The organism is Streptomyces sp. NPDC015144 (genome assembly GCF_043079735.1).
Lineage (GTDB): Bacteria > Actinomycetota > Actinomycetes > Streptomycetales > Streptomycetaceae > Streptomyces.
This window is the reverse complement of the sequence record NZ_JBIBUU010000025.1, coordinates 40,289-65,015: the sequence shown is the minus strand read 5'-3', so window position 1 is coordinate 65,015 and position 24,727 is coordinate 40,289. Positions and strand designations below refer to the sequence as shown.

General features: G+C 74.8%; 10 protein-coding genes. 8 read left to right on the top strand and 2 right to left on the bottom strand.

Features of this window, described 5'->3' with window-relative positions:
- Window positions 1-153: 153 nt before the first annotated feature.
- Window positions 154-3,165 (top strand): BTAD domain-containing putative transcriptional regulator, encoded by a 3,012-nt coding sequence (locus ACF08W_RS31135; RefSeq protein ID WP_392281316.1) that lies wholly within the window; start codon window positions 154-156, stop codon window positions 3,163-3,165.
- Window positions 3,166-3,292: 127 nt separating this feature from the next.
- On the opposite strand, the gene ACF08W_RS31130 is transcribed toward ACF08W_RS31135, so the two are convergent.
- Both ACF08W_RS31130 and ACF08W_RS31125 read right to left on the bottom strand, forming a co-directional pair.
- Window positions 3,293-3,772 carry a hypothetical protein gene (locus ACF08W_RS31130; RefSeq protein WP_385216690.1) on the bottom strand — a complete coding sequence of 160 codons (480 nt, stop codon included), beginning with the start codon at window positions 3,770-3,772 and terminating at the stop codon, window positions 3,293-3,295.
- A 221-nt stretch (window positions 3,773-3,993) separates the two neighbouring features.
- Entirely contained in the window at window positions 3,994-4,380 is a 387-nt protein-coding gene (locus tag ACF08W_RS31125) for a hypothetical protein (RefSeq protein WP_392281315.1), read from the bottom strand.
- Window positions 4,381-4,658: 278 nt separating this feature from the next.
- Between ACF08W_RS31125 and ACF08W_RS31120 the strand changes: the two genes are divergently transcribed.
- The 7 genes from ACF08W_RS31120 to ACF08W_RS31090 are packed head-to-tail and all read left to right on the top strand — an operon-like array spanning window position 4,659 to window position 24,640.
- Complete coding sequence (locus tag ACF08W_RS31120; RefSeq protein ID WP_385216694.1) at window positions 4,659-6,053, top strand: MFS transporter; 1,395 nt, start codon at window positions 4,659-4,661, stop codon at window positions 6,051-6,053.
- Window positions 6,037-9,585: an amino acid adenylation domain-containing protein gene (locus ACF08W_RS31115; protein ID WP_392281314.1), complete on the top strand. Its 3,549-nt coding sequence runs from the start codon at window positions 6,037-6,039 to the stop codon at window positions 9,583-9,585. Before ACF08W_RS31120 ends, ACF08W_RS31115 begins: the two co-directional genes overlap by 17 nt.
- Entirely contained in the window at window positions 9,570-10,619 is a 1,050-nt protein-coding gene (locus ACF08W_RS31110; protein WP_392281313.1) for a MupA/Atu3671 family FMN-dependent luciferase-like monooxygenase, read from the top strand. The genes ACF08W_RS31115 and ACF08W_RS31110 overlap by 16 nt, the downstream gene beginning before the upstream one ends.
- On the top strand, window positions 10,619-15,331 hold the full coding sequence (locus tag ACF08W_RS31105) for an amino acid adenylation domain-containing protein (RefSeq protein WP_392281312.1): 4,713 nt from the start codon (window positions 10,619-10,621) through the stop codon (window positions 15,329-15,331). Before ACF08W_RS31110 ends, ACF08W_RS31105 begins: the two co-directional genes overlap by 1 nt.
- Window positions 15,328-19,290, top strand: a complete 3,963-nt coding sequence (locus tag ACF08W_RS31100) for an amino acid adenylation domain-containing protein (protein ID WP_392281311.1) — start codon at window positions 15,328-15,330, stop codon at window positions 19,288-19,290. The genes ACF08W_RS31105 and ACF08W_RS31100 overlap by 4 nt, the downstream gene beginning before the upstream one ends.
- Window positions 19,291-19,295: 5 nt before the next feature.
- Entirely contained in the window at window positions 19,296-22,610 is a 3,315-nt protein-coding gene (locus ACF08W_RS31095; RefSeq protein WP_392281310.1) for an amino acid adenylation domain-containing protein, read from the top strand.
- Complete coding sequence (locus ACF08W_RS31090) at window positions 22,607-24,640, top strand: beta-ketoacyl synthase N-terminal-like domain-containing protein (RefSeq protein WP_392281309.1); 2,034 nt, start codon at window positions 22,607-22,609, stop codon at window positions 24,638-24,640. The genes ACF08W_RS31095 and ACF08W_RS31090 overlap by 4 nt, the downstream gene beginning before the upstream one ends.
- The last annotated feature ends 87 nt before the right edge of the window (window positions 24,641-24,727 follow it).

Below are 24,727 nucleotides of genomic sequence, written 5' to 3'. Positions count from 1 at the left end.
CCGCGGCGGCGAAAGCTTGCTGTCGATGAACAGATTCCATCGAGCCATTCCCGAACTCTTCCCGGTGCGGTACCGCCAGTTCCCTCGGCAGCGGATACGATCGCTTCGCGCTGGTGGAGCGCTGCGGCTGCACAAAACTGAGGGGGCGGAAGCGTGTCAACTGCAGAGGAGTTTCGGCTGCGCTTCAACATCCTTGGCCCGATCGAGGGCTGGTCCAACGGCGAGCGGCTCCGGCTGGGCGGAGTCATTCAGGAGCGAGTTCTGGCCACTTTGTTGTTGGAGCCCGGGAAGGTGCTGCCCGTTTCCCGTCTGGTAGAGGCCGCCTGGGACGAGGACCCGCCGACCACCGCCTCCCATCAAGTGCGCAAGGCCGTCGCGGACCTCCGAAGACGAATACCCGGGGGCGCCGAAGTCCTGGTGACCGATGGCCCCGGCTACCGCGTCGACGAGGAGCAATGCGAAATCGACGTGGCCGAATTTGGTCTACTCATACGCAATGCGAAGCTGGCCGCGTCCGACGGCCGGGCGGCCGAGGCCGCGGAAATGCTGCGGAGTGCCCTGGAACTGTGGCGCGGACCGGTCCTCGGTGGCGGAGGCGGTCCGGTCATCGAGCGGGCCTCCACCTCCTTCGAGGAACGCCGGATGACGGCCGCGGAGCAGCGCATCGACCTCCGTCTCGCCCTGGGTGACGCCGCCGAACTCGTCGTGGAACTGCGGGAGCTGGCGGAGCGGCACCCTCTGCGCGAGTCCCTGCGCGGCCAGTTGATGCTCGCCCTGTACCGCTCCGGCCGGCAGGCCGAGGCCCTGGACGAGTACGGCAAGGTACGCGAGCTCCTCGCCGACGAGCTGGGCATCGACCCCGGCCCGCACCTCACCAAGCTGTACGAGGGCATTCTGCGGGAGAGCCCGGAACTGGCCGGCCCCGAGCCCGCCCCCGCCGCCGCCCCCGTCATGGCCGTGGCGCTGCCCGCCGAGCCCCCCAGCACCCTGCCCTACGACCTCGCGGACTTCACCGGCCGCGACCAGGAACTGGCCGAGATCCTCGACGGGGCCAAGCGCGGCAGCGAGCAGGGCCCCCTCGTCGTGGCCATCGACGGCATGGGCGGCTGCGGCAAGACCTCGCTCGCGGTGCGGGCGGCCCACCGGCTCGCCCCGGACTACCCGGACGGCCAGCTCCATCTCGACCTGCGCGGACACACGCCGGGCGACCAGCCGGTGACCGCGGGCATCGCACTCGACACCCTGCTGCGGGCGGTCGGCGTACCGGGCCAGCTCATCCCCGACGACGTGCCCGCCCGCACCGCCCTGTGGCGGTCCACCCTGCTCGGCAAGAGGATGCTGATCCTCTTCGACAACGCGGCCGACGCCGCCGCCATCCACCCCTTGCTGCCGCTCTCCCCCGGCTCCCTGGTCATGGTCACCAGCCGGGCCCGGCTGGTCGACCTGGACGGCGCGCAGTGGATCTCCATCGGGGAGATGTCGCCGGAGGACAGCGCGATGCTGGTGGCCGAGACGCTCGGGGACCGGCGCGTCGCCGCCGAGCCCGAGGCCGCCGCGGAACTGGCCCGGCTCTGCGGCCACCTCCCTCTGGCCCTGCGGATCGCCACCGCCCGGCTGCGCAACCGCCCGCGCTGGACCCTGCAGTACCTGGCGGAGCGCCTGCGCGACGAGACCCGGCGGCTCGACGAGCTCAGCTCCGGTGCCCGCAGCGTCTCCGCCACCCTGCGCCTGTCCTACCAGGCCCTGGACGAGGAGTGCCGCCACGCCTTCTCGACCCTGTCGCTGCACCCGGGCAACGAGATCGACGCGCACGCGGCCGGCGCGCTGCTCGGTGTCCCCGCCCGGGACGCGGAGGACCTGCTGGAGATGCTGCTCGACGTCCACCTGGTGCAGCAGCCGGAGATCGGCCTCTACACCTTCCACGACCTGGTCCGCAGCTTCGCGCAGAGCCTGTTCGCCGAGGCGCCCGAGGACACCGACGCGGTGGAGCGGCTGCTCGGCTACTACCTGACCACCACCGAGGTGGCGTGCGACCTCCTGTACTCCGGGCGGCGCCGCCGCAGTACCGGGATCGATCCCTCCACCTCGGAACTGCCCGCCCTGGACACCCCGCAACGGGCACGGGCGTGGTTCCGCCGCGAGCAGGGTTCGCTACTCGCGGCCGTGACGCTCGCCGAGCGCAGGGGGCACGACCGTTATGTGGTGTGCCTGGCCCGCAACCTCGTCTTCCAGCTCAACGACCTCGGTCTCCTGGAGGAGTTCGGTGAGCTGAGCCGGGTCGCGGTGGCCGCCGCCGACCGGCTCCAGGACCTGTCGCTGCTCGGGGTGAGCCTGTCCAACCTGGGCGTCGCCTGCTGGAAGCTCGGGCGGCTCGCCGAGGGGCTGGAGGCCGCCCGGCGGGGCCGGGAGGTCGCGATCGAGCTCGGCGACCTGTACACCCAGGCGCACAGCGAGAGCATCCTCGGCCAGTTCAACAGCCTGCTCGGCGACTTCCCCGCGGCCCTGGAGCACATGGAGACGGCGATCGCGCACGAGCGCGACCTGGACATGCCGCGCGCCGAGGCGGAGAGCCTGACCATCCTCAGCACCCTGTACGAACAGTGGGGCCGGTACGAGGAGGCCCGGGAGGCGGCGCGGCGCTCGGCCGATCTGAGCCGCCGGCTGGGCCAGCACGAGGGACTTCCCGGGGCCATGACCGACCTCGCCTTCGCCCATGTCGGGCTGGGCGCCCACGAGGAGGCCGACCGCTGTCTGACGGAGGCGCGCGCCCTGTACGGGGACACCGGGAACGAGGCGAACCTCGCCCTGACCCTGGCCCTCTCCGCCGACGTGGAGCACCGGCTGGGGAAGCCGGTCCGCGATCCGGACCAGGCGGAGCGGGCGCTCGACATGATGCGGAAGAATTCCTCGCCCCTGCGCCGCGCCAAGGTGGAGAACGTGGTGGGCCGGCTGCGCCGCCGGCAGGGCGACACGGCGGCCGCCCTCGAACTGCACCGGCACGCCCACGAGCTCGCCGCCTCCCTCGGTTACCGCGTCGAGCAGGCGTACGCCCTCACCGGTATGGCCGACGCCCTCGGGAACGACCCGGCCGCCGCCCGGTACCGGGAGGAGGCCGAGCAGATCTTCACCGAGCTGGGCGTACCCGCGGAGCACCGCCGCCGCTGACGCCCGCCCACCGCCCCCGCCCAACGGGAACGTACGGGCGGCGGGGCGCACGGCACACACGCAGAGAGTCCCCCCGCACCGTGACCGGTGCGGGGGGACTCTCGTGCGGGGGGGGGGAGGGGGGAGATCACATGACGGGGGACGTCGGGCCCTTGTCGTCGTCGGTACCGGTGGTGCCCGTCAGGGTCGGGCCCTTGTCGTCGTCCGTGCCCGTGGTGCCGATGACCGTGGGGCCCTTGTCGTCGTCCGTACCGGTGGTACCGGTCAGGGTCGGGCCCTTGTCGTCGTCCGTGCCCGTGGTACCGGTCAGGGTCGGGCCCTTGTCGTCGTCCGTGCCCGTGGTACCGGTCAGGGTCGGGCCCTTGTCGTCGTCGGTGCCGAGGGTGCCGACGATGGTCGGGCCCTTGTCGTCGGCGAGCAGGCGGGTGGCGGTGGTGGGGCCCTTGTCGTCGTCGGTGCCCGTGGTCCCGATGACCGTGGGGCCCTTGTCGTCGGCGACAACCTGCTGCGCGTTCCCGAAGCCGTGCCCCGTCTCGACCGCGGTACCGATACCGAAGGCCAGCGTCGCGGCGACGATTCCGAAGATCCCAGCAAGCTTGCGTCCCATGGTCCCGCCCCTAAGTGTTTGTGAGGTTTGCGGTGTTCCGCTTCCTGACACCACAGATGTTGCTGGCGGGCGTTCCCGGACCGTTCCTGCCCTGTTACCGCCGCCCCGAACTGCCTCGGGAACGGAACGGAATCGCCAGGTCGGCACGGTGATCACGCGTCTTCCGGCACGTTCCCGAACCGCCGCCCCAGGGGCGACGGCGGCGGTTCGGGAACGCTCCGCTATTCCGCGTAGAGCTGGCAGGCGGCGACCCGGGGGCCGAGCGGGGTGAGCACCACGCGGGTGCGCGCGGTTCCCGACTCGTGGCCGGCCAGATCGAGCAGCGACCTCACCAGGGAACGGAGCACCGCGCGCTCCGTCTCGTCCAGGACCGTCACACCCGTGTCCGCCCCGGGCGGCCACTCCACGATCCCGGCCACCATGTGCATGCCGTTCTCGGTCCTGGTCTCCACACTCAGCTGAGGCCCCTCCCAGGACTCCGAAGCGGCGTACGGATGGGACAGGGTGCCGGACGCCACCCGCTCGGCCCACCGCTCGACGGTGGACAGGTCCTGAAGGGCCTGACGCATTCCCTTCCCGTCGGGGGAACGATCCCTGGGGTCCTTCACGTGAGTACTCCTTCTGCAGACAGCTACACGGAGGACTCTTGCCGTCGGGACTCCCGATCCCCTCCCGATCCGTTCCCGTTTCCTTCCCGTTCGCTCGTTCGCCAAGGGAACGCAGCGGTAATCGGTCACCGCATGATGGCCACCGTTCGACTCAGACAGGGATCCGTGGAGATCCGCAACGGATGCGACATCCTGGGGGATTGAGGCGTGGCAACCAATCCGTTCGACGGCTCGGGCACGATGTGCCGAGTGCCGGTGCGCAAGGGGATCGATCCCTGATGGGCGCCCGGATATCGAAGGACATTCCCGGCCGATTCTCGGGGATGGGCCCCTTTCTTCTGGTCTGGTCCGGCCAGGCGGTGTCGCTGGCCGGCAGCGCCGCGGTCCGGTTCGCCTTCATCGTCGAGGTGTGGGCCTCCGGCGGGAGCGCGACCTCCGTCACCCTGCTCTCCCTGTGCGCCATGCTGCCGCAGGCCGTGTTCAGCCCGTTCGCGGGCGCAATCGTCGACCGTATGACCAAACGCGGCGCGCTCCAGGTCGCCGACATCGGCGGACTGCTCGTCGTCGGCACGCTGGCCGCGCTCCATTACCTCGACGCGTTCCACGCCTGGCAGGTCTACCCGGCCACGGTCCTGCTGGGCATCTGTGCCGCCTTCCAGTTCCCGGCGCTGTCCTCGGCCGTTCCGCTCCTCGTCCGCAAGGACCAGCTGGACCGCACCAACGGCCTGCTGGCCGGGGCGAAGAGCGCCGCCGGTATCGGCGGTCCGGCACTCGGCGGACTGCTCGTCGCGCTCTTCGGGATCGGCCCCACCCTCCTGGTCGACGTGGCGAGTTACGCCTTCGCCCTCGTCGGCATCCGGATCGTGCGGTTCAACGGCGACCGGGTCCCCGAGAGGGACGCCGCCGCGCCGCGCCGCCGGATCACCGCCGACGCCGCCGAGGGGCTGCGCTACCTGTTCCGGGTACCCGGCCTGCGCGAACTCATCATCAACTTCTGCGTGGTCAACCTGGTGATGGTCTTCGGCTTCGCGATCATCTCGCCGATGGTGCTGCTCCGGGCCGGGAACGGCGCGCTGGCCGCGGTCAACACCTCGGTCGGTGTCGGCGGGGTGGCCGGTGCGCTGCTCATGGCCGCCTGGGGCGGACCCGCCAACCGGGGCCGGGGCATGATGCTCGGCATCGTCGGCATGTGCCTGTCCGCGCTGGTGGTGATGAGCATGGTGCGCGGCGTGCCCGGCTGGTGCGCGGCCATCCTGGTCGGCGCCCTGCTGATGACGGTGGTCAACGCCTCGATGCAGACCATCGTGCAGACCAAGGTCCCCCATGACTGGCAGGGCCGGGTCTTCGGCGCGGTGATGTTCCTGTCGCAGATCTCGGTGCCGGTGGCGATGGCGGTCTCCGGGCCGCTCGCCGACCACGTCTTCGAACCACTGGCCGCCCGGGACTCCGGACTGTTCGCCCTGATCGGGCCGCTCGTCGGCCACGGCCGGGGCAGCGGGATGGCGGCCATGCTGCTGCTCGCCGGGATCGGCGGGACCGCGGTGGCCCTGTGGGGGCTGGCCAGCCGCTCGATCAGAGAAATCGACACCCTGCTGCCCGACCTCGACACTCCGCGGGAGCCGGCCGGGGACAGCGAGAACCTGGGAGGTGAGCGGGATGAGGTGCGTGCATGAACGGTTCGAGGAGCAGGCGGCCCGGACGCCCGGCGCGACCGCACTGATCCACGACGACGAACGGATCGACTACGCCGGGCTCGACGAGCGGGCCGCCCGGCTGGCGGGGCTGCTCGCCGAGCGGGGCATCCGCCCCGGGGACACCGTCGGCGTCCACCTGGAGCGCTCCGTCGCACTCGTCGTGACGGTGCTCGGCATCCTCAAGGCCGGCGCCTGCTACGTGATGCTGGACCCGGCCTTCCCCGCCGCCCGGCTGGCCGCGATGGCCGAGGACTCGGCGGCCGTCGCCGTCGTGACGACCCGGGCCGCCGCGTCCGGGGCGCCCGGCACGGACCTGGTGCACGTCGAGGACGCGGACGGGGCGCGGCCGCTGCCGCGCGGCGCCGTCACCGTCCGGCCCGACGACCTCGCCTGCGTGATGTTCACCTCCGGCTCGACCGGGCGGCCCAAGGGCATCGCCTCCCCGCACCGGGCGGTCACCGCCACCCTCACCGGACAGACCTTCGCCTCCTTCGGCCCCGGTGCGGTCTGGCTCCAGTGCGCGCCGCTGTCCTGGGACGCCTTCGCCATGGAGCTGTGGGGACCGCTGATGAGCGGCGGGACCTGCGTCCTGCACCCCGGGGCGCGGCCCGAGCCCTTCACGATGGCACGGCTCGTCGCCGAGCACGGCATCACCTCCCTGTACCTGTCCTCCTCCCTGTTCAACGTCGTCGTCGACGAGTACCCGCAGGTGCTGGACGGGCTGCGGGAACTGGTGGTGGGCGGCGAGGCACTCTCCGCCCCGCACGCGGCCCGCGCCCTGGAGCGCCACCCGCGCCTGCGGCTGAGCAACGGCTACGGGCCCGTCGAGTGCATGGTCTTCCTGACCGTCCACCCGGTGGCGGCCGCCGAACTGGGCGAGGGCCCGGTGCCGATCGGCCGCCCGCTGGCCGGGAAGCGGGTGTACGTCCTCGACGAGGAGCTGCGACCGGCCCCCGACGGCCGGACCGGTGAGATCTACGCCGCCGGGGAGGGCCTCGCCCTCGCGTACCGGGGCCGGCCCGCGCTGACCGCCGAGCGCTTCGTCGCCGCCCCGTCCGGCGAGCGGCTCTACCGCACCGGCGACCTCGGGCGGCGCCGCGCCGACGGGGTCCTCGAATACCTGGGCCGGGCCGACGGCCAGGTCAAGATCCGGGGCTTCCGGGTGGAGCCGGGCGAGGTCGAGAACGTCCTGGCCCGCCACCCCGACGTCGACCGGGCGGCCGTCGTCGCCCACGAACACCCATCGGGCGACCGGCAGTTGACCGCGTACGTGGTGCCGCGCGGCGGCGACCGGGAGCACTTCCGGGAGGACGTCCTGCGCGCCCACGCCCGCGAGGTGCTGGCCGAGTACCTGGTCCCGGCCGCCTTCGTACCGCTGGACGCGCTGCCGCTGACGCCGAGCGGCAAGCTGGACCGGGCCGCCCTGCCGGAGCCCCGGTCCCCGAAGGCCCCCGGCCCGGCCGGTCCCGGCGTACGCCACGGCTCCACCGCGGCCGTCCTGTGCGCGCTCTTCTCCGAGGTACTGGGCGCCGGGGAGGTCGGCCCGGACGACGACTTCTTCGCGCTCGGCGGCCACTCGCTGCTGGCCGCCCGGCTGCTGGGCCGGGTCCGTGGCGCGCTCGGCGCGGAGCTCGACATCCGGACCCTCTTCGAGGCGCCCACCCCGGCGCTGCTGGCCCCGCTCGTCGACACCGCTCCCCCGGTGTCCCCCGAGGACCCGGCCCCGTCCACCGCGGTACCGGGGGCGCTGCCGGTGTCGCCCGCGCAGCACCGGCTCTGGTTCCTGGACCGGATCGGGGCGGGCGCCGCGTACAACCTGCCGATGCTGGTGCGGCTGCGGGGGCCGGTCGACGCGGACGCGCTGGCCGGCGCGCTGGCCGATGTCGCCGGCCGCCACGACGTGCTGCGCACCCTCTTCGAGGAGTGCGGCGGCGCCCCCGTACGCCGGGTGCTGGACGGGGACGCCGCCCGGCCCCCGCTGCGGCGGCTGCGGGCCCCCGGGGATTCGATGGACCGGGAGATCGAGCGGGAGGCCCGCCACCACTTCGACCTCCGCACCGAACTCCCGGTACGGGCCACCCTGTTCACCGTCGACGAGGACCCCGACGCGCATGCGCTGCTGGTCCTGGTGCACCACATCGCCGGGGACGGCTGGTCGCTGCGGCCGCTGTTCCGCGACCTGTCCCGCGCCTACCGGGCACGTGCCGGGGGCGGGACCTCCGCCGGGCTCGAACCGCTCGACGTCCCGTACGCGGAACACGCCCGCCGCCAGCTGGCGCGGCTCGGCCCGGCGTCCGACCCGCACACCCTCGCCGCCCGCCAGCTCACCTACTGGCGCAAGGAGCTGGACGGGCTGCCGGCCGGCGGGCCGCTGCTGCCGCGCCGTCCCGGACGTCCCGCCGTGCCCGGTCCCCGGGCGCGGGTCGTGGTGCACCGGCTCGACGCGGCGGCGCACGCCCGGGTGGTGGAGTCGGCGCGGGCCCGGGGCGCCACGCTCTTCATGGCGCTGCACGCCGCGCTGGCCACGGCGCTGCTGAGGGCGGGCGCGGACGAGGACCTGGCGATCGGCGCCCCGGTGGCCTCACGCGCCGGGGACGGCTCCGTCGAGGACGCGGTCGGGTTCTTCGTCAACATGCTGGTGCTGCGCACCGATGTGTCCGGCGACCCCACCCCCGCCGAGCTGCTCGCCCGGGTGCGGGAGACGGACCTCGCCGCCTTCGGCCACCAGGACGTGCCGTTCGAGGACGTGGTCGGGGAGCTCAACCCGCCGCGCACCCCGGGGCGTCAGCCGTTCACCGACGTGGTGCTGGCGCTCCAGAACAACGCGCGGGCCGAGGTCGCCCTGCCCGGCGCCGAGCACGGGGTGGAGATCGTGCGCACGGGTGCCGCCCGGTTCGAACTCCTGGTGGACGTCACGGACTCCACGTCGGCGAGCGGCGAACCGGACGGGCTGACCCTGACGTTCGAGTACCGCGACGAGTCCCTGGAGGAGGCGTTCGTCCCGTGGCTCGCCCGGGCCCTGCCCGAGGCACTGGAGGCCCAGGTGGCCTCCCCCGACACCCCGCTGTCCCGGCTGGCCCTCACCGCTCCGCCCCGGCGGGCCGGTGACGCCGACCGGATCCCGGTGCCGGAACGGCGCCGCACCCCCCTCGCCGCCGGACGGCCGATGACCGCACTGGAGCAGGAGGTCGCCGCCGTCTGGTGCGAGGTGCTCGGGGTGCGGGGCGTGGGCCCGGACGACGACTTCTTCGCCCTCGGCGGCAACTCCCTGCGTGCGGTACGGACCGTGGCCCGGCTGGCCGCCGGACGGCCGGTGACCACGGCGCAGCTGTTCGCCGCTCCCACGGTCGCCGCCTTCGCCGCGGAGCTGGAACGGGCGACCGCCCGACCCGAGATCAGCACGGTGTCCCCCATCCCGCGCCGCCCCCGGGTGCCGCGCCGCGCACCGGCCCAGGACCGGAACCAGACGAGCAGGAAGCAGCAGGAGGAGTGGCAGTGGACCTCAGCGTGATGTTCTTCGGTGCCGACAGCACCACCGGCGGGGCCCGGCACACCGAGGCGTACGAGGACATCCTCGCCGTGGCCAGGACCGCCGACCGGCTCGGGTTCCACGCGCTGTGGACCCCCGAGCGCCACTTCCAGCAGGTGGGGCAGGTCTTCCCCAGCCCGCCGGTGCTCAGCGCGGCGCTGGCCGTCGCCACCGAACGGATCGGTATCCGGGCCGGCAGCGTGGTCCTGCCGCTCCACCACCCGCTGCGGGTGGCGGAGGACTGGGCCGTCGTGGACAACCTGTCGCACGGCCGGGTGGGGCTCTCCGTCGCCACCGGCTGGCACTCCAGGGACTTCGCGATCGCCCCGGAGCGGTACGCGGACCGCCGCCGCACCGCCCTGGAGACGATCCCCCTGCTGCGCGCGCTGTGGGCCGGCGAGTCCGCCGAGTACCCCGACGGCACGGGTGCCCCGGTCTCCCTGGCACCCCAGCCCCGGCCCGTCCAGGAGACCCTGCCGCTCTGGCTGACCACGTCCGGCAGCCCGGAGACCTGGGAGGCGGCCGGGCGGCTGCGCACCGGGGTCCTCGGTGCGACCGTGGGGCAGAGCCGGGAGGAGCTGGCCGACCGGATCGCCCGGTACCGGGCCGCCTGTGCCGCCGCCCCCGACCAGCGGGGCACCGACGCGCACGGCCGGGTCACGCTGATGGCCCACACGTACGTCGGTACCGACGACGCCGAGGTCCGCCGGCTGGCGGGCGCCCCGCTGAAGAGCTACCTCGCCTCGTACGTCCGCCAGACCGCCGCCAACAAGGCGGCGGACAGCACCACCGCGGAGCTCAGCGAGGCGCAGACCGCGATGCTCACCGACTTCGCCTTCGAACGCTATCTGAACTGGGGAAGCCTGCTCGGCTCCCCCGGGCACTGCGCCAAGATGCTCGCCGATCTGGCCGAGCTGGGCGTCGACGAGGTCGCCTGCTTCATCGACTTCGGGATCGGACGTGACGACGTACTGGCCGGGCTGCACCGGTTGGCCGAGCTGAAAGAGAACCTGTGATGAGCGCCCCCACCGTTTCGCGCACCGCCCCGGTCGCGACGCCCCCGTCCCTGGCCGAGCGGTTCACCGCGCTCGGCAGGGAGCAGCGGATCCGTCTGATGCGCCGCATGCTGGAGGCGGGCCGGGCCCGTGAGATACCCGCCGTGATACCGCCGCGCGACCCGGCGCGCCGGGTGCCGCTCAGCCCCGCCCAGCACGACCTGTGGGTGTACGACTCGCTCTATCCCGGCACCCCCGCCCTCAACCTGTGCGCCGCCTACCACTTCGACCGGCCCGTCGACCCCGCGCACCTGGCGGCGGCGCTGGGCCTGCTCCAGAGCCACCACGACATCCTGCGGACCCGGATCGTGACCGACACCCCGGGCGAACCGCACGTCGAGTTCCACGACGACGCGGACTTCGACCTGGAGCGGGAGGACCTGCGGGGCACCGGCCGCTCCATCGACGAGGCGTTCGAGACCTTCCGCAACCGCCCCTTCGACCTGGGCCGGGAGAAGCTGGTCCGGGCCCGGTTCGTCCGGGTCGACGAGCGGCGCTCCACCCTGATGCTGAGCCTGCACCACACCATCAGCGACTGGTGGTCCTTCGATGTGCTGCAGAACGAGTTCGCGCTGGCCTACCAGGCGCTGCGCGACGGCCAGGAGCCGCCGCTGACCCGGCCCGCCGTGCAGTACGCCGACTTCTCGTCCTGGCAGAGCGAGCTGGCGGAGTCCGGGGTGTTCGCGAGCCGGCTCGACTTCTGGCGGCGCTACCTCGCCGACCCGCCCGGCCCGCTCACCGTGCCCGGCACCGGCTCCGCCGGCCCGTCCGGCGACGGCATCGCACAGATCCCCTTCCACGTCGACGCGGAGACCACCGCGGCGGTGCGGGCGCTGGCCCGTGAGCGCGGCGCCTCCGTCTACGTCGTGCTGATGGCCGCGTTCGCGGTGCTGGCGCACCGGGTGAGCGGCGCCGACGACCTGGTGATCGGCACCCCCATCGCCAACCGGGCGGCCAAGGGGCTGGACCGGGTCATCGGGTACGTCATGAACGCGGTGCCGACCCGCTGGAAGATGGCCGGGGACCGGTCGTTCGCCGATCTGCTCGCCGGGTTCGCCGTCGACTTCCCGGACCTGATGGCCAACGCGGACATCCCGGTGGGCCGGATCGTGTCGGCCGCCGCGCCGGAGCGCAGCGCGGGCCGGGCCCCGCTCTACCAGTGGGTGTTCATGCACCTGACGCAGCAGCCGAGCGTCTCGGTGCTGAAGGAGTTCGCGGAGCCGGAGCGCATCCACACCGGTGGCGAGCACGACCTGGTCGGGGTGGTGAAGGACAGCGACGACGGCATGGAGGGCAGCTTCGGCCTGCGGACCGACGTGTTCGCCCCGGAGACGGTGGCCCGCTGGACGGAGTGCTACGTCGAGCTGCTGCGCCGGATCACCGCCGACCCGGACGCGCTCATCGGCGATCTCGACCTGGTTCCCGCGGCGATGCGCGAGCGGCTGCTCGCCGACTCCGCCGGGCCCGCCGCGCCGGCCCCGCTCACGCTGCCCGGCCTGGTGGCCGCGCAGGCGGCCCGTACCCCGGATGCCCCGGCCCTGGAGGGACCGGAGCACACCCTGAGCTACGCGGAACTCGACGACCGGGTGGCCCGGCTGGCGGGCCGGCTGGCCGGGCTCGGGGCGGGCCCGGGGCGGATCGTGGCCCTGGCCCTGCCGCGGGGCAGCGACTGGCCGGTCGCGGCGCTGGCGGTGCAGCGTGCCGGGGCCGCCTGTCTGCCCGTCGACCCGGCCCACCCGGCCGAGCGGATCCGCCGGGTGCTGGCCGAGGCCGCGCCGGTCCTGCTGGTCACCGAGGCGGGCGCCGTCTCCCCCGTGGCGGGGCTGCCGGTCCTCGCGCTCGACGCGGACGCCTGGTCCGGCGAGCCGGCGGCGCCCGGCGGGCCGGCCCCGCACGACGCCGCGTACGTCATCCACACCTCGGGCTCCACCGGTGTCCCGAAGGGGGTGGTGGTGACGCACGCCGGGGTGGCCGGGCTCACCCGGAGCCTGCTGGACCGGGTCGGACTGGCCGGTGACAGCCGGGTGCTCCAGCTCGGCCCGCCCTCCTTCGACATCTCCGTCGGCGAACTGTGCCTGGCCTTCGGCTCGGGCGGCACGCTGGTGCTGCCGGAGCCGGGTCCGCTGGTGGGCGAGGAGCTGGGCGCGGTCCTGACGGGGCGGCGGATCTCCTGCGCGTTCGTCCCGCCGTCCGTGCTGGCGACCGTGCCGGCCGGACCGTATCCGGAGCTGCGCGCGGTCCTGGTCGGCGCGGAGGCCTGCCCGCCCGAGCTGGTGGCCCGCTGGGCCGTGGACGGGCGGCGGTTCCACAACGCGTACGGGCCGACCGAGGCGACCGTCGTGATCACCGTCTCCGATCCGCTGGCCGCCGACGGCACGGCGCCGCCCATCGGCACCCCGGTCGCGGGCACCACCGCCTACGTCCTGGACGACTCGCTCCGCCCGGTGCCGGCCGGTGCGGGCGGCGAGCTGTACCTGGCGGGCCCCGGGCTGGCCCGGGGATACCTGGGGCGCCCGGCGCTGACCGCCGAGCGGTTCGTCGCCGACCCGTACGGCCCGCCCGGCAGCCGCATGTACCGCACCGGCGACCTCGTCCACCGCGACGCCACCGGGGCGGCCCACTACCTGGGGCGCGGCGACGAGCAGGTGAAGCTGCGCGGTCTGCGGATCGAGCCGGGCGAGATCGCCGCCGCGCTCGTGGAGCACCCCGACGTGGAGCGGGCGGTGGCCGTGGTCCGGCAGGACCGGGGCGAGAGCCCGCGGCTGGTCGCGTACGTGGTGCCCGCGCGAGGGGCCCGCGTCGACGAGGACGCGCTGCTGCTGCACGCCTCGGAGCGGCTGCCCGCGGCGATGGTGCCGGCCGTCGTGATGGCGCTGGACGCACTGCCGCTGTCCTCGCACGGCAAGATCGACCGGGCGGCCCTGCCCGCGCCCGCCGTCCGGGCCGCCGACACGGTCCGGCTCCCCGGATCGGCGCGCGAGGAGGTCCTGTGCGGGCTCTTCGCGGAGCTGCTGGGGCTCGGACAGGCCGGTGCGGACGACGACTTCTTCCGGCTCGGCGGGGACAGCATCATGGCGATCCAGCTCGCCGCGCGGGCCCGGAACGCCGGTCTGGTGATCTCCCCGCACGACGTGTTCACCGTACGCACCCCGGCCCGGCTGGCCGTGCTGGCCCGTACGCCCGACAGCGGGGACGGGGACGGGGAACCGGTCGACACCGGGACCGGGCGGCTGCCGCTGACCCCGATCATGCACTGGTGGCTCGAACAGACCCGTGACCCCTCGACGTTCACCCAGTCCATGCTCTTCCCGCTGCCGTCCGGCACCGGCCTCGCGGCGATCCGGGAGGCGCTGGCCGCACTGATCGGGCGGCACGCCGCGCTGCGGATACGCCTGGTGCGCGGCGAGGACGGCGGCCGGGAGCTGGAGGTGCCCGAGGAGGACGTGCCCGGAGAGCCGCCGGCCGTCCGGCTGCCCGTGGACGCGGACACGGATCTCCACGCGCGGGCCACGGAGCTGGCCCGGGCGACGACGCTGCGGCCCGAGCGGGGCGAGATGGTGCGGGCGGTGTGGCTCGACCCGGGCCGCGACCGCCCCGGCGCCCTGCTGCTGGTCGTCCACCACCTGGCCGTGGACGGAATCTCCTGGCGGGTGATCGGGGACGAGCTGGCCGCCTCGCTCGCGGGCAACGGCGACGACACGGTACCGGCGAGGAGCACCTCGTTCACCCGGTGGTCCCGGCTGCTCTCCCGCGAGGCGGCGCTACGTACCGACGAACTGCCTTGGTGGACACGGCAGTTGACGGGCGGCGCGGACCGGCTGACCGAGGGCGGGACGTTCGGCGGACAGCGGCGGACCCTCACCTTCACCCTCGATCCGACCCTCAGCCACCAGGTGCTCTCCACCCTCCCGGCCGCCTTCAACTGCCGCCCCGACGCGGTGATGCTGACCGCGCTGGCCTCGGCGGCCGTCCGGCGCCGGGGCACCGGATCGGCGCTCGCCGTCCATCTGGAGGGCCACGGCCGGGAGACCGTCTCCGCCCGGGTGGACATCTCCGGCACCCTCGGCTGGTTCACCACCCAGTACCCCGTGCGGCTGGACCTCGGCGCCGCGTCGGTGACCCCGGACGGACAGCCCGGCGAGGCGGTGAAGAACGTCAAGGAGCAGCTGCGGGCGGTGCCCGGCGGCGGGCTCGGCTGGGGTCTGCTGCGCTACCTCTCCCCGGAGCACGGCCCGGCGCTCGCCGCGCTTCCGGCGCCGGACGTCCGCTTCAACTACCTGGGGCGGTTCGACGCGGACGGCGCCGCGGGCGGGCGGCTGCTCGAATCCGGCCCGGACGCCGTACCCCTCGCGCACGCCCTGGAGGTGGACGTACTGGCCCGCGAGGAGAACGGCGAGCTGGTGGTGGAGGCGAGCTTCTCCTGTCCGGAGGACGTGTTCACCGAGGCCGGGATCCGGGAGCTGGCCGGGGTGTGGACGGAGGCGCTCGGGGTGCTCGCGGACCACTGCGCGCCGGACGGCGGGGCCGCGCACAGCCCGTCCGACTTCCCGCTCGTCGACCTCACCGGCGACCAGCTCGAACTGCTCGGCCAGGAGATGGACTTCGACGAACTGGACGACCCCGACGACCTCGATGCCTTCGACGGCTCCGACGACGGGCAGGGACGGCGATGAACGCGCGCATCGCGGACGTGCTGCCGCTCTCCCCGCTCCAGGAGGGGCTGCTCTTCCAGTCGGCCCGGGAGAGCGAGGGCCCCGACCCCTATCTGGTGCAGGCCCGGTTCCGGGCCGGTCCCTCGGTCACCGCGGCGGCGGCCCGCAAGGCGCTCACCGCACTCCTGGACCGGCACCCCAATCTGCGGGCCTGCTTCCGTCACGAGCGTCTGGACCGGCCGGTCCAGGTCGTGCCGAAGGCCGCCCGGGTGCCGTGGAGAGAGGTCGACCTGACGGAGCTGGGGCCGGACGCGGTGCGGACGCGTACCGAGGAGGTGCTGCGCGAGGACGCGGCGCTCCGCTTCGACCTGGCCCGCCCCCCGCTGGTCCGGGCCACGTTCCTGCACCGGACGGACGGGGCCGAACTGGTCGTCTCCTTCCACCACATCCTGCTGGACGGCTGGTCGCTGGGGGTCGTCGAACGGGATCTGGCCGCGCTGGTGGCGGGTGCCCCGCTGCCGCCGGCCGCGCCCTACCGGGACTACCTGGTGTGGCTGGGCGGTCAGGACCGGCAGAAGGCCGAGGCCGCGTGGAGCGAGTCGCTGGCCGGCCTGGAGCACCCCGCGCTGCTGGCCCCGTCCGGACCGGAGACGGATTCCGACCAGGACCGGCGGTGGCTCCCCGCCGCGCTCACCGCGACGCTGGTGCGGCGGGCCGCCGACACCGGCGTCACCCTCAACACCCTGGTGCAGGTCGCCTGGGCGCTGGTGCTGTCCCGGCTGACCGGCTCGCGCGACCTGGTCTTCGGCGCGGTCGTCTCCGGGCGCCCGCACGATCTGCCCGGTGTCGAGTCCATGGTGGGCCTGTTCATCAACACCCTGCCGGTACGCGTACGGCTGCGGGACGGCGAGGAGGTCGGGGAGCTGCTCCGCCGCGTCCAGGACGAGCAGTCCCGGCTGCTGGAGCACCACCACGCGCGCACCGCCGAGGTACAGCGCGCGGTGGGCGCCGGTGAACTCTTCGACTCGGTCGTCGCCTTCGAGAACTTCCCCCGCAACGAGCCCGCCGACGGCGCGGCCCCCGCCCTCCGGCTGGTGAAGGCGGCGGACGCCACGCACTACCCGGTCACGGTCGCGGCGGTCGCCGAGGAGCGGCTGCTGCTGTCGGTGAGCTGCCGCCGGGGGCTCGGGGCGACCGGCATCGGCGCCCGCCTGGCGTGGGTGCTGGAGCAGCTCGCCGGTGCGGACCGGACGGCGGTGGACGACATCGGCGTACTGCCGCCGGCGGAGCTGGACCGGCTGCTGGCGCTGGCCGACGGCCCGGTCCGGGAACCCGCCGCACCGGCCTCCCTCGCCGGGGCGTTCGCCGCCCAGGCCGCCCGTACGCCCGACGCACCGGCCGTGGACGAGGGCGGCGAGGTGCTGAGCTACGCGGACACCGACGCGGCCTCGGACCGGCTGGCCGCCCGGCTCGTCCGGGCGGGCGTGGCACCGGGGCGGACCGTGGCCCTGCTCCTGCCCCGCTCCGCCCGGCTGGTCGTGGCGCAGCTCGCGGTCCTCAAGGCGGGGGCCTGCTGGCTCCCGCTCGACCCGGCGCAGCCGCCGGCGCGGCTGGCCCGGCTGATGGCCGCCGCCGCGCCCGCCCTGGTCCTCGTCGCCGGGCCGGACCCGGCCACCGGCCGACTGCCCGGCGGCACGCCGGTGCTGGACATCGCCGAGGAGGGCGGGGACGCGTCCTTCACCGCCGTCCCCGTCCCGCCCGACGCCGCCGCGTGCGTGCTGTACACCTCGGGTTCCACCGGGGAGCCCAAGGGGGTGGTGGTCCCGCAGCGGGCCGTCGCCGAACTCGCCGCGGACGGCCGCTTCGCGGGCGGCGCCCACGCCCGGGTGCTGCTGCACAACCCGTACACCTTCGACGCCTCGACGTACGAGGTGTGGGTGCCGCTGCTGACCGGCGGGACGGTGGTCGTCGCCCCGGCCGAGGCGGTGACCGCCGAACTGGTGGAGCGGATGGTCCGGGAACGGGGCGTCACCGCGCTGATGCTCACCCCGGAACTGCTGCGCACCGTCGCGGAGATCGCGCCCGGGGCCCTGTCCGGGCTGCGCGAGGTGTGGTCCGGCGGCGACGTCCTCGCCCCGGACACCGTGCGCCGGATCCGGGAGCACTGCCCGGACACGGTCGTCGTCAACGGCTACGGCCCCACCGAGACGACCGTGTTCGCCGCCGCGCACACCGCCGCCGGGCCGTCGTCGGCGGACCGGCCGGGCCCCGTCCCGGTCGGGCGGCCCCTGGACAACACCCGCGCCCGGGTGCTCGACGGGCGGCTGCGCCCGGTTCCCGAGGGCGGAACCGGCGAGCTGTACCTGGGTGGCAGCGGGCTGGCCCTGGGCTACCTGGGCCGGCCGGCCGGCACCGCGGAACGGTTCGTCGCCGACCCGTACGGGCCGCCGGGCAGCCGGATGTACCGCACGGGCGACCTGGCGCGCTGGACGGCGGACGGGCTCCTGGAGTTCGCGGGCCGCGCCGACGACCAGGTCAAGGTGCGCGGCTTCCGGGTGGAGCCCGCCGAGGTGGAGGCCGTGCTGGCGGGCTGCCCCGGGGTGGCCCGGGCGGTGGTCGGTGCCCGGCGGGACGCGGCGGGCGGCAAGCTGCTGGCCGCCTGGCTGGTGCCGGCCGGGCCCGCGGACCGGGCGGAGCCCTGGGAGCGGATGCGCGACCGGGTTCGGGCCCACGCCGCACAGCGGCTGCCCGCGCACCTGGTGCCCTCGCTGTGGACCCGGATCGACGATGTGCCGCTCACCCGGCACGGCAAGGCCGACCGGGCCGCGCTGCCCGATCCCGTCCCCCACGGGGAACCGGCGGCCCGGCGGGAGCCGGCGACGGAGCGGGAACGGGAGCTGTGCGCCGTCTTCGGCACGGTGCTCGGCGTCCCCTCGGTCGGCCCCGACACCGACTTCTTCCGGGCGGGCGGCCATTCACTGACCGCCCTGCGGCTGAAGTCGAAGATCGAGACGGTGCTCGGGGTGCGGCTGCCGGTCTCCGCCCTGTTCGACGCGCCGACCCCGGCCGCGCTCGCCGCCCTGATCGAAGCGGGCTCCGCCACCGCGCGCCCCGCTCCCCGGACACCGCTGCGGCAGGCCGCGGACCGTGCGTCGCGCGCCCCGGTCGCGGCCCGGCCGCACCACACCAGCCTGGACCCGGTCCTGACCCTGCGGCCCGACGGCCGCCGCGCCCCGCTGATCTGCGTGCACCCGGGCCTCGGCCTGAGCTGGTCGTACATGAACCTGCTGCCGCACCTGGACCCGGAGCGTCCGGTGCACACCCTGCAGAGCCCGGCCCTCCTCTCGGGCACGGACCGGCTCCCGGCCACGCTGCACGAGATGGCCGACCAGTACCTGCCCAGCGTGCGGGCGCTCCGGCCGAAGGGCCCGTACCTGCTGGCCGGCCGGTCCTTCGGCGGCCCCCTCGCCTACGAACTGGCGGTGCGGCTGCGCCGGGCGGGCGAGGAGGTCTCGATGCTCGCCGTGGTGGACTCGATGCCGATGCCCGAGGAGAGCCGGGGCACCGTACCGGACCCGGCCGCCGTCGAGGACGAGATGCTGCGCATCCTGCACCACTCGCACGCGCCGCGACTGCCGCTGCCGGACGGGCCGCTGACCCGGGACGCCCTGTTCGCCGCGTCCGGCCCGGGCGCCTTCGACGGGCTGACCACCGAGCAGCTGCACACCCTGGTCGACCTCGGGGCGCACCACACCCGGCTGCTCCGCGCGTGGCAGCCGTCCGGCTACGACGGCACGGTGACGCTCTTCTCCGCGACCCATGACGCGTGGCCGACCACGGCCGAGAAGACCGAGGCATGGCAGCGCGTGACCGCCGCGCTCGACGTGCACGAACTGGACTGCGGTCACAGCGACGTACTCACTCCGGGCCCGGCGGCCGTGGTCGCCTCGGTCCTCGAATCCGCCCTCCGAGGGGACTGAACACCATGACCGTCGACGCCGTCGATCTCATCGACCCGTACGCAACCGCCACGGAGGCCGGCGGGGACGAGGAGTACGAGTTCCCCGCCTCCGACGCCCAGAGCCGCCTGCTCGTCCTCGACCAGCTGAACCCGGGCTCCCCGCAGTACAACGTGCCGGTGGCCTTCGCAGTGCGCGGGCCGTTCGACACGATCGCGTTCGGCCGGGCCCTGGACGCGCTGGTGGCCCGGCACGAGGCGCTGCGCACCGTCTTCCGCACCGCCGAGGACGGCACCCCGGTCCAGCGGGTCTCCGCCGGGGGCCGGGTGCCGCTCACCGTCCGCCGGGGTGTTCCGGCCGACCGGGCGGACGACCTGGTCCGGGCCGAGGCCGCCCTCCCCTTCGACACCGGCAGGGGGCCGCTGCTGCGCTGCACCGTGTTCGCCGTCGACGACGGCAGCCACCGGGTGCTGCTCGTCGCCCATCATCTGATCTGCGACGGCTGGTCGTTGAGCCTGATGCTGGAGGGGCTGTCCGAGGGGTACCGGGAGGAGTCCGGGGGCCGGCCGTACCGCCCGGCCCCGCTTCCGCTCCAGTTCCCCGACTACGCGTCCTGGCAGCGGGAGTGCGCCGCCGCCGGGGCGTTCGAGGCGTCCGTGGAGCACTGGGTGGAGCTGCTGCGCGGCGCCCCCGCCCTCATGGAACTGCCGCTGGACCACCCGCGCCCGCCGGTCCGTACGGCCGCCGGGGGCACCGAGCGGTTCCTGCTCGGCGCCGGGGTCAGGGAGCGCCTGGCCGAGGTGGCGGCGGCACGGGGCGCCACCCCGTTCATGACGATGCTCGCCGCGTACGCCGCGTTCCTCTCCCGGCTCTCGGGCGGCGAGGACCTGGTGATCGGCTACCCGGCGGCCGGCCGCGACCGGCCCGAGCTCCAGGAGATGGTCGGGATGCTGACCAACACCCTGGCGATGCGGGTGGACCTGTCCGGCGACCCCTCGCTGGACGAGCTGGTCCGTCGGATCCGGGCCTCGACGCAGGCGGCGCGGCCGTATCTCGACGCGCCGTTCGAGGCGGTCGTCGACACGCTCGCCCCGGTCCGGGAGACCAGCCACGACCCGGTGGTCCAGGTGGCGCTCAGCTACGAGGACGACGCCGCGCCGGGCCTGTCGCTGGCCGGAACGGACACCGAGCGGCTCCCGCTGACCCTGGACACCGCCAAGTTCGACTTCCATCTGTTCATGGAGCGGTGGGACGAGGGGCTCGCCGCCCAGTTCATCTACCGCAGCGACCTGTTCGACGCCGCCACGGTCCGCCGCTGGACGGTCAACTTCCGTACGCTGCTGGACGGTCTGCTCGCCGACCCGTCGGCCCCGCTGTCCACCGTGGAGCTGGTCCCCGAGGAGGAGAGCCGCCGGACGATCGCGGGCGCCGACCGCCTGGCCGAGGCCGCGCCGCTGGACCGCCTGGTGCCCGACCTGATCGCCGACCGGGCCGCCGAGCACCCCGACGCCACGGCCCTGGTCTTCGGTGAACTACGGCTCAGCTACGCGGAGTTGATGGAGCAGGCCGACGCGCTGGCCGCCCGGCTGCGCACCGCCGGGGTACGGCCGGGGTTCCGGGTCGGGCTGCTCATGCCCCGCTCGGCGTACCAGGGCGTCGCGGCGCTGGCCGTGCTGCGGGCGGGCGGCGCGTACGTCCCGCTGGACCAGGCCCACCCCGAGGCCCGGCTCCGCCACATGGTGACGGTCTCCGGCACCGGCCTGCTGATCACCGCCGAGGAGACCGCCGGGCGCGGCGAGGACCTGGGCGTACCGTGCATCCGGATCGACCGCCCGGCCGTCACCGACCCGCCGCCCCCGTCCGGCCTCCCCGCCGGCCGCACCGCGCCGGGCCCGGAGGACCTCGCCTATGTGCTGTTCACCTCGGGCTCCACCGGTGTCCCCAAGGGCGTCGCGATCGAGCACCGGGCACTGCTCAACCTCACCCGGGCGGTCCGGCACTCCTTCCCGGTCAACGCCGACGACCGGGTGCTCCAGTTCGTGTCGTTCGGCTTCGACGTCGCCGTGTCCGACCTCTTCTTCCCCTGGGTGGCCGGTGCCGAGCTGCACGTCCCGAGCGAGGACGAACGGATCGGCGAGGCCCTGCTGGAGCGGTTGCGGGACTCCCGGATCACCTATGTGTTCCTGCCGCCGTCCGCCGCGATGCTGCTGCCCGACCTGACCGGCCAGCTGCCCGAGCTGCGGACCGTCGCGGTCGGCGGCGAGGCGTGCCCGGCCGAGCTGGTGGAGCGGCTCGCCGCGCCCGGCCGCCGCATCGTGAACGCGTACGGACCCAGCGAGACGACCGTCTACGCGACCACCGGCGACCTCTCCCCCGGCGAGCCCGTGGCGCTCGGCGGGGCGGTGCCCGGCTCCCGGATCGCCGTGCTCGACGAACTGCTGCGGCCGGTCCCCGCCGGGGTCGCCGGGGAGATCTACGTCGGCGGCGCCTCGCTCGGGCGGGGGTACATCGGCCGGCCGGCCCTGACCGCCGAACGCTTCGTCGCCGACCCGCACGGCGCCCCGGGCAGCCGGATGTACCGCACCGGGGACCTGGGCCGGATCGACGCGCACGGCCTCATCCACTACCTCGGGCGCTCCGACCTCCAGGTCAAGCTGCGCGGCGTACGCGTGGAGCTCGGCGAGATCGAGACCCTGCTGGCGGGCGCCCCCGGAGTCGCCCTGGCAGCCGCCACCGTACGCGGCACGGGCACCGCCCAGCGGCTGGTGGCGTACGTCGTGGGCCGGGACGGCCAGGCCCCGCCGGACGCGGATCTGCGCGCCCATCTCGCCCGGCGGCTGCCCGGCTCGATGGTGCCCGAGGTGTTCGTGCGCCTGGACGAGATGCCGCTCAGCAGCAACGGCAAGATCGACCGGGCCCGGCTCCCGGAGCCCGCCACCGTGCGGTGCCTCCCGGACGGCTCGACCAGCGTCGCGGGCACCCCGACCGAGCAGCTGGTGGCCGGTCTGTGGGCCCGGGTGCTGAACGTCGAACTCGTCGCCGTCACCGACCACTTCTTCGACCTGGGCGGCAACTCGATCCGCCTGCTGAACGTCCTGTCCGCCCTGCGCCAGCGGGGTACGTACGGCGAGCTGAGCCTGGTCGACCTGTTCCGCCACCCCACCGTCAGCGCCCTCGCGGCGTTCCTGGACCACTCGGCCGCCGCGGCCGCCGAGCCCGGCTCCGGGGCGCCCGACCCCACGCCCACCGCCGACACGGCCGCCGCGCGCGGCGGTGACCGGCACGCACGACGCACCGCCGCGGCCCGCCGTCTCACCTCCCGGAAAGGTTCCACCCGATGACCGAGAACATCAGCGCCAACGAGCCCCTCGCCGCCGACTCCGCGATCGCGGTCGTCGGGATGAGCGGCCGGTTCCCCGGCGCCCCCGACCTGGACGCCTACTGGGCCAACCTGCTCGACGCGCACTGCTCAGTGACCGATTTCACCGAGGAGGAGCTGCTCGCCGACGGCGCCGACCCGCAGGAGGTCCGCGGCCGCGACTACGTACCCGCCAAGGGGCACCTGGCGGACGCGGACCGGTTCGACGCGGAGCTGTTCGGCTTCAACCGCACCGAGGCGGCGGCCCTCGACCCGCAGCACCGGCTCCTGCTGGAAACGGCCTGGGCCGCGCTGGAGGACGCCGGCCGCGACCCGCTCGGCGGCGGCCGTACCGGGGTGTACGTCGGCGGCGGCCCGACCGAGCACATGCTGGCCGCGCAGACCGATCCGCGCCTCGCCGCGTCGATCGGCGCGCTCCAGGTCCGTATCCTCACCGACCGGGAGTTCCTCGGCCCGTGGCTCTCCTACCGGCTGGGGCTCGAAGGGCCGAGCATGTCCGTGCAGACGGCCTGCTCCACCTCGCTGACGGCGGTTCACCTCGCGGTGCAGTCGCTGCTGCTCGGCGAGTGCGACACGGCACTGGCCGGCGGCGTCGCCGTGGACGCGGTCCACCGGCGGGGCTACGTCCACCAGCAGGGCGGGATCTACTCGCGCCACGGCCGCTGCCGCCCCTTCGACGAGCGGGCCGACGGCACCGTCCCCGGCAACGGGGTGGGCGTCGTCGTCCTGCGCCGGCTCTCCGACGCGCTCGCCGACGGCGACCCGATCCGGGCGGTCGTCCGGGGCAGTGCCGTCACCAACGACGGGGCGACCAAGGTCGGGTTCACCGCACCCGGCGTGGACCAGCAGACCGCCGCCGTCGTGGAGGCGTGGACGGCGGCCGGGCTGGACCCGGCCGACGCCCAGTACCTGGAGGCACACGGCACGGCCACCGCGCTCGGCGACCGGATCGAGGCCGCGGCGGCCGGCGCGGCGTTCAAGGGGGCGCTCGGCACCGGGCGGATCGGGATCGGCTCGGTGAAGTCGAACATCGGGCATCTGGACGCGGCGGCGGGCGTCGCCGCGCTGATCAAGTCGGTGCTCATGCTGGAGAACGCGATCCTGGTGCCCAACGCCGACCCGGGCCGCCCGCACCCCGAACTCGGCTTCGACGACTCGCCGTTCCACCTGATCGAGCGGACGGCGGCCTGGCCCCGGCCGGAGCACGGCCCCCGGCGGTCCGGGGTGAGCTCGGTGGGTATCGGCGGCACCAACGTGCATGTCGTCCTGGAGGAGGCGCCGCCCCGGGGAGCCGGGGAGCCGGACGCGGAGAACGGGCCGGAGGTGCTGCTGCTGTCCGCCCGGACCAGGGAGGACCTCTCCGCGCTGGCGGGCCGGCTGGCGAAGGCCCTGCGCGCGCCGGGCGCTCCGTCCCTCGCGGACACCGCGTACACCCTGCACCGGGGCCGTGCCCCACTGGCCGTGCGCGGCTACGTCCGGGCCGGGGACACGGCCGAGGCGGCGGAGCTGCTCAACGAGCTGGCCAAGGGCGGTCCGCTGGGCCAGGGCGGCCCCGACCCGCTGGGCGAGGCGTGGCTGGCCGGCGAACCGGTCGTCCGGGAGGGCGGCGGCCGCCGGGTCGCGCTGCCCACGTACCCCTTCGCCGGGGAGCGGCACGGTGCGTACCGGCTGGGCACGGCGGCGCCGGTCGGACCGGAGCCGGAGCGGGGCGATGCCTCCGGCGGTCTGGAGCAGGGGGTGCGCGCGCTGCTCGCCGAGGCCCTGGGGCTGTCGGACACCGACGACCCGGAGATGACGTACTTCGCGGCGGGCGGCGATTCGCTGACCGCCGTCCACCTGGTCGGCTGCCTGCGGGACGACTTCGGTCTCGACGTCCCCATCACCCTGTTCCTGGAGCAGCTGACCCTGCACGAGATGGCCCGGCAGATCATCGCGACCGGGCAGGGCGACGACTCCCTCGACGCCCTGCTCTCGGAGTTCGAGGCGGAGTGAGAGCGGCCGGGGGGGGGGGGGGGGGGCCCCCCCCCCCCCCCGGGGGGGGGGGGGGCCGCCCCCCCCCCCGGCCGGGCCAGCGCCGCG

Coding starts and splice junctions, on each gene's coding strand:
- ACF08W_RS31095 (WP_392281310.1), top strand. CDS start 19,296: ATGACCGTCGACGCCGTCGATCTCATCGACCCGTACGCAACCGCCACG.
- ACF08W_RS31130 (WP_385216690.1), bottom strand. CDS start 3,772: ATGGGACGCAAGCTTGCTGGGATCTTCGGAATCGTCGCCGCGACGCTG.
- ACF08W_RS31100 (WP_392281311.1), top strand. CDS start 15,328: ATGAACGCGCGCATCGCGGACGTGCTGCCGCTCTCCCCGCTCCAGGAG.
- ACF08W_RS31090 (WP_392281309.1), top strand. CDS start 22,607: ATGACCGAGAACATCAGCGCCAACGAGCCCCTCGCCGCCGACTCCGCG.
- ACF08W_RS31105 (WP_392281312.1), top strand. CDS start 10,619: ATGAGCGCCCCCACCGTTTCGCGCACCGCCCCGGTCGCGACGCCCCCG.
- ACF08W_RS31120 (WP_385216694.1), top strand. CDS start 4,659: ATGGGCGCCCGGATATCGAAGGACATTCCCGGCCGATTCTCGGGGATG.
- ACF08W_RS31115 (WP_392281314.1), top strand. CDS start 6,037: ATGAGGTGCGTGCATGAACGGTTCGAGGAGCAGGCGGCCCGGACGCCC.